Source organism: Wolbachia endosymbiont of Drosophila bocki (assembly GCF_028982005.1).
Taxonomy (GTDB): domain Bacteria; phylum Pseudomonadota; class Alphaproteobacteria; order Rickettsiales; family Anaplasmataceae; genus Wolbachia; species Wolbachia pipientis.
Window position 1 is genome coordinate 1 of sequence record NZ_JAPQLG010000054.1, and the last position, 4197, is coordinate 4197.

Annotated in this window: 4 protein-coding genes and 1 tRNA gene; 4 read left to right on the forward strand and 1 reads right to left on the reverse strand. The window is 36.6% G+C overall.

The genetic code is table 11. The features are described from left to right. Positions 1-297: 297 nt before the first annotated feature. Together OZD61_RS01055 and gpmI are read left to right on the forward strand one after the other, a co-directional pair. Positions 298-369: transfer RNA gene (locus OZD61_RS01055), tRNA-Asn, on the forward strand. A gap of 33 nt (positions 370-402) precedes the next feature. Further along, the gene (gpmI, locus tag OZD61_RS01060) at positions 403-1923 is read left to right on the forward strand and encodes a 2,3-bisphosphoglycerate-independent phosphoglycerate mutase (protein ID WP_274979526.1); all 1521 of its coding nucleotides are present in this window, start codon (positions 403-405) and stop codon (positions 1921-1923) included. Positions 1924-1962: 39 nt separating this feature from the next. Here the strand turns inward: gpmI and fabD are convergent, their stop codons facing one another. Beyond that, the gene (fabD, locus tag OZD61_RS01065) at positions 1963-2943 is read right to left on the reverse strand and encodes an ACP S-malonyltransferase (protein ID WP_274979527.1); all 981 of its coding nucleotides are present in this window, start codon (positions 2941-2943) and stop codon (positions 1963-1965) included. A 128-nt stretch (positions 2944-3071) separates the two neighbouring features. Here fabD and rpmE point away from each other — a divergent pair, with 128 nt between their 5' ends. Continuing rightward, complete coding sequence (rpmE, locus tag OZD61_RS01070; protein ID WP_274979528.1) at positions 3072-3275, forward strand: 50S ribosomal protein L31; 204 nt, start codon at positions 3072-3074, stop codon at positions 3273-3275. Between the two features lie 38 nt (positions 3276-3313). Further along, complete coding sequence (locus tag OZD61_RS01075; protein ID WP_274979529.1) at positions 3314-4108, forward strand: NAD kinase; 795 nt, start codon at positions 3314-3316, stop codon at positions 4106-4108. Positions 4109-4197 lie beyond the last annotated feature (89 nt).

Here is a 4197-nt window from a genome sequence, read left to right on the forward strand (position 1 = left end):
CTTTATAAGCGCGTTCAGCTTATTTAGATAAAAATCTAGATGTAGATGAAGTTTTGTAAAGACATACAGTGTCCATATACTGCAAAAAATTGAACATAAAACGCCGATACATTAGGTAATCCTTACTTTTTAATCTGCAGACTGGGGAAAGCAAATACAATAGCTTCAGTTTCATGACAAGAGGGCTGGCGGAGTTTGTCAAGTAAGTTTTTTCGTTTCTGTGACCAGTTGGACTTAAAGTCTACACAAAAAACGTTTACAACCAACGTTCAACATGGTAAACTAAAAACGGTTTATTCCTCGGTAGCTCAGTGGTAGAGCAGTTGGCTGTTAACCAATTGGTCGCTGGTTCGAATCCGGCCCGGGGAGCTCTTCTTTGTTGAATTTTAGTGTTGATTTTATATGGGCATTAAATCAGTCGTTTTATGTATACTAGATGGCTGGGGAAATGGAGTAGAAAACAGTAAATACAATGCTATTAGCAACGCAAATCCACCCTGTTGGCAATATATTAGCTCTAATTATCCAAAATGCAGTTTATCCGCCTGTGGAACTGATGTGGGGTTACCTGGTGGTCAAATAGGTAACTCAGAAGTTGGCCATATGAATATTGGCAGTGGTAGAGTAGTAATGCAAAGCCTTCAGCGCATTAATCAAGAGATTGGAACAATAGAAAACAATGTAAATCTACAAAGTTTTATTAATGATCTAAAAAGTAAGAATGGAGTATGCCATATAATGGGATTGGTGTCCGATGGTGGTGTTCATTCGCATCAAAAGCATATTTCAACTTTAGCAAATAAAATATCACAGCATGGAATAAAAGTTGTGATACATGCATTTTTAGATGGCAGAGACACATTGCCAAATTCAGGAAAAAAATGCATTCAAGAATTTACAAAGAGTATAAAGGGAAATGACACAAGAATTGCCACTGTTTCTGGGCGTTACTATGCTATGGACCGTGACAACAGGTGGAAGAGAACAATCGAAGCTTATGAGGCTATCGCATTTGCAAAGGCACCTTGTCATGATAATGCAGTATCGTTGATTGATGAAAATTATCAAAATAACATAACTGATGAGTTTATTAGGCCCGCAGTAATAGGTGACTATCAAGGTATAAAACCAGAGGATGGAGTGCTGTTGGCTAACTTTCGTGCTGATCGAATGATACAATTAGCAAGTATTTTGCTTGGCAAAACAGATTACGCTAAGGTAGCAAAATTCTCTTCAATTTTAAGTATGATGAAGTATAAAGAAGATCTCAAAACTCCTTATATTTTTCCTCCTACTTCTTTCGCTGATACTCTAGGACAAACAATAGAAGACAATAAATTACGACAATTACGTATCGCCGAAACCGAGAAATACGCTCATGTGACTTTCTTTTTCAATTGTGGAAAAGAAGAACCTTTCTCTGGTGAAGAAAGAATACTCATTCCCTCACCAAAAGTTCAAACTTACGATTTGCAGCCCGAAATCTCAGCCTTCGAGCTTACAGAAAAGCTTGTAGAAAAAATTCACTCCCAAGAATTCGCACTGATAGTTGTAAATTACGCTAATCCTGATATGGTAGGGCATACAGGTAATATAAAAGCAGCCGAGAAAGCTGTGCTAGCTGTAGATGATTGTCTTGCGAAAGTGCTGAATGCTGTTAAAAAGTCAAGCAACACCGCATTAATTGTTACTGCAGACCATGGTAACGTGGAATGTATGTTCGATGAAGAAAATAATACACCTCATACAGCACACACTCTAAATAAAGTGCCATTTATTGTGTCTTGCGATAATCTAAAACTAAGAGACGGAAGGTTATCTGACATTGCCCCTACTATTTTACAGCTACTTGGAATTAAAAAACCAAACGAAATGACAGGCAGTTCGTTGATTTCTTGCATTACCCTCTGTCATTCCAGCTAGGCAGCGTTATGCACCGGAATCACATCAAATAGATGTGTTTTAACTTAATCCAACTTTTAAATTTTTCGCTGTTAGTACTAATGATTCATTAAAGAAGCTGTCAATATCACCAATACTATCTATATTTTTTGTACTGATAGATTGGTCAATTCTTTTGACCAAATTAGATAAAACTTTATTAGGACCAATTTCAACAAATTTGTTAATGCCACGGCTTGACATATACAAAACCATTTCTCTCCATTTCACTCTGCTTACAACTTGCTTGGCGAGTAAAGTTTTTATAACTTTGGGATCACTCTCCTCTTTAGCTGTAACATTTGATATCAAAGGAACTATAGGACGGGTTATTTTAATACCCTTCAAAAACTCCAAAACTTTTTCATCAGCAGGTTTCATAAGAGATGAATGAAAAGGCCCACTAACCCGTAATTTAATTAGTTTCCTCACACTCGAGTTTTTGAATAAATCGGGCAACATTTCAAGAGCTTCTCTAGTGCCACTTATAACCACTTGTCCGCCACCGTTATCGTTTGCAATTTCACAAATTCTGTCAATTTGAACTGATTTCAATATATCTTCCACTTCATTTGTCTCTGCTCCAAGCAACGCAACCATTCCGCCTTTACATTTCAGTGAAGCTTCATGCATTGCTTCGCTGCGAACTTTCAGCAGCTTGATTGCAGACTCAAGCGTTAACGCTCCTGCAGCACACAGCGCTGTATATTCGCCAACTGAATGCCCACAAACATATTTAACATTGTGATCAGTGAAAAGAGATTTGCCAAACACATGCTCCATAACACGTAGCATTGCAATTGATACTGCCATTATAGCTGGCTGAGCGTTTTCTGTAATGGTTAATCCTTCAATAGGACCGTTGAAGATTAAATGAGACAGCTTTCTACCCAATATGCTATCTACTTCATTAAATACTTGTCTTGCAACGGAAAACTCACTATATAAGCTCCTTCCCATTCCTACAAACTGAGAGCCCTGACCAGGGAAAGCGAAAATCATGATAACTATTATTTATTCCCTATTGAGTATAACATTTTATCTATTTTTTGTCAATATTTTAGAATAATGATTGACTTAGTGAATTAAGCTCACTAGAATATTAACTGACTAAAAGTTTATAAGCAACAATGAGTTATCATAAAATTATTATAGTTATGACAGACGGTCAAGAGTTTGAAACTCGTTCCACTTATGGAAAGGAGGGAGACAGGGTAAAGCTTGATAGAGATCCTCTTACTCACCCCGCATGGACTGGAAGTTTGACAAGCGGGTTAGCAAGTAAAACTAGCAAATTAGCTAAGTTTAACGATAAATATGGAAGCATTTTCTAATTTTCCTCCTCTTTAAGTTTTAGAGAGTTTACTGAAGCATGCATAAATACAAAAATATAGGCTATGTTGCTTCTCCATCACCAAAATCGCAGGAAGTATCTAAACTATTAAAGAAACTTAATTTTATCAATATAACAGAAGAAAATAAGTCCGAAATCGATCTATTGATAGTTGTTGGCGGTGATGGCTTTATGCTACGCACTTTGCACAATTACGTCATAGAAAATAAAAACATGCATGTGTATGGGATAAACACTGGCAATGTTGGGTTTTTGATGAATAAATGCTTTAGCTGCAGTGAAGATTTAATAGATCATATAGAGCATGCAACTTTAACTCAGTTAACTTTGCTAAAAATGGAAGCAACAGACACAAGTGGCAAGAGATATCATTACATAGCAGTAAACGAAGTATACGTTTTTAGAAAAGCGAACCAAATAGTAGAGATGAATATTACTATCAACGATAAGCTAAAAGTAGAGAAATTCAGAGGGGACGGAGTAATATTATCTACCCCCACAGGCAGCACTGCATACAACTTCTCTGCCGGTGGCCCAATCTTGCCGCTAAATTCAAATTTACTTGCACTCACTTCTATCAATAGCTATTACCCAAGGCATTGGAATGGAGCACTAATCTCAAATGATACGATCGTACAAATTGACATTAACGACACAAAAAACCGTCCAGCACTTGTAGTATCAGATTACAAGGAGTTTCATAATATATCACAGATAAAAATACAAAAAGACCACGAAAACACAATAACTTTGCTTTTTGACAAAGATTACCCTCTGAATGAAAGGATCTTTGATAGACAATTTCTATACTAATAATGTATCTGTTCAGATACATGGCTAATGTACAAATATTGAAACAAAAATTCCAGTGCCCCTGTGATGTCATTCCAGTGCTTGACACT

Bases quoted from the DNA above. Each gene is read 5' to 3' on its own strand.
- gpmI (WP_274979526.1), top strand. From the start codon at position 403: ATGGGCATTAAATCAGTCGTTTTATGTATACTAGATGGCTGGGGAAAT.
- fabD (WP_274979527.1), bottom strand. From the start codon at position 2,943: ATGATTTTCGCTTTCCCTGGTCAGGGCTCTCAGTTTGTAGGAATGGGA.
- OZD61_RS01075 (WP_274979529.1), top strand. From the start codon at position 3,314: ATGCATAAATACAAAAATATAGGCTATGTTGCTTCTCCATCACCAAAA.
- rpmE (WP_274979528.1), top strand. From the start codon at position 3,072: ATGAGTTATCATAAAATTATTATAGTTATGACAGACGGTCAAGAGTTT.